Source organism: Arthrobacter subterraneus (assembly GCF_900099735.1).
GTDB classification, from domain to species: Bacteria; Actinomycetota; Actinomycetes; order Actinomycetales; family Micrococcaceae; genus Arthrobacter_D; species Arthrobacter_D subterraneus.
Window position 1 is genome coordinate 1 of record NZ_FNDT01000061.1, and the last position, 1360, is coordinate 1360.

At 59.6% G+C, this 1360-nt stretch carries 2 protein-coding genes; one reads left to right on the forward strand and one right to left on the reverse strand.

Annotated elements, in window-relative coordinates; all coding sequences use genetic code 11:
• Positions 1 to 53: 53 nt before the first annotated feature.
• Entirely contained in the window at positions 54 to 341 is a 288-nt protein-coding gene (locus BLS52_RS19180) for a MerR family transcriptional regulator (RefSeq protein ID WP_090588599.1), read from the reverse strand.
• Between the two features lie 84 nt (positions 342 to 425).
• Here BLS52_RS19180 and BLS52_RS18220 point away from each other — a divergent pair, with 84 nt between their 5' ends.
• Positions 426 to 1280, forward strand: a complete 855-nt coding sequence (locus BLS52_RS18220; protein WP_090588601.1) for an MFS transporter — start codon at positions 426 to 428, stop codon at positions 1278 to 1280.
• Positions 1281 to 1360 lie beyond the last annotated feature (80 nt).

Sequence of the window (1360 nt, forward strand, 5' to 3'; positions counted from 1 at the left end):
AGGAGGACACCACACCCGAACTGGCGCTCAGCGCCTAACCCGAATACCAAGAATCACGCGACAACCGCGTTACACCACGCAAATGGACTTGACCCACCACGCACATAAGCGCAAGGCGTCTCCCCGCGTTCCCGGAACGAAAGGATCTCCCTGATCTCATCTAGGGTGATGCCCAACCGCTGGGCGGTCCGGATGAACATCAACCGATCGGGGAACGACTCATCGTAATCCCGGTACCCTGATCCCGTCCGGGCAGGCTCCGGGAGAACTCCGATGGATTCGTAGTACCGAATCGTTTTTGGATTTATGCCCGCCACCTGGCCAAGTTCGCCAATTCTCATACATCCTCCCAGCTAGATATTACAGCTGGGTGGAAGGTTGTTGTTGAAGACCATGGCCACCACACGAACTGTTGAAACTGGACCATGCCTACCGGGACCTCGTTCACATCCTTGCTGAAACAAAGGCCGTACCGGGCCTTATGGACGGCACGTACCATCTCGCAATGGGGCGATGCCTTCAACACCGTTGCCCTGGTCCTGCTGGTCTACTCCCTGACTGGGTCCGGGCTGGGGGTCTCCGGGGTGGTGATCGCTGAAATCATCCCGGTCCTGCTTCTGGCTCCCCTGGCCGGGGCGCTGGTGGACCGGCTGCCCAGGGTAAAAGTGATGATTGCCGCCGATCTCGTCAGAGCTGCGTTGGCTTTCGCCCTGCCTTTCGTTGATGCCAATATGGCCAACGTCTACCTCGTAGCCGTTGGCCTGTCCGCGGCAGCGGTGTTCTTCAACCCTGCAGCACAATCCGTGTTGCCCTCCCTCGTGAAGGAACGCGAACTGGTCGCCGCCAACAGCGGGATCTGGACCGCCGCCGTCGTCTCACAAATCGTTCTTGCCCCCTTGGCCGGAGTCGTCGTTGTCGCGTTCGGATATGACTGGGCATTCTGGATCAACGCCGCAAGCTATCTCGTCTCAGCGGCGGCGCTGCTGCGCTTGAAGCTACCGACACAGCCCGCAAGCGTGAAGCGTTCTTCCTGGTACCGGGACGCCCGCGAAGGCCTCTACCAGCTGGCACACCACAAGATGCTGCGCGCATTGGCCGCGACACAATTCCTGGCCGCACTCTCAGCCGGCGCAACCGGCGCACTCCTCGTCGTCCTGGCACAGGACCACCTTCAACTCGAGGAACAAGACTTTGGGTTGCTCATTGGTGCGATCGGTGTAGGAGCTGCGCTTGGACCGATGATTCTGACCAAAATTACTGACAATAGTAGTGCCCATTAGCGTGGTGTAACGGCCCGGGTATCGGGCGTGTTGATCCCGAACGTGAGGCGGCCACCGCGTGATTCTTGGAAAGACCGACC

What these genes read in the sequence shown, in the direction of transcription:
- BLS52_RS18220 (WP_090588601.1), top strand. Translation starts at nt 426, where the DNA reads ATGCCTACCGGGACCTCGTTCACATCCTTGCTGAAACAAAGGCCGTAC.
- BLS52_RS19180 (WP_090588599.1), bottom strand. Translation starts at nt 341, where the DNA reads ATGAGAATTGGCGAACTTGGCCAGGTGGCGGGCATAAATCCAAAAACG.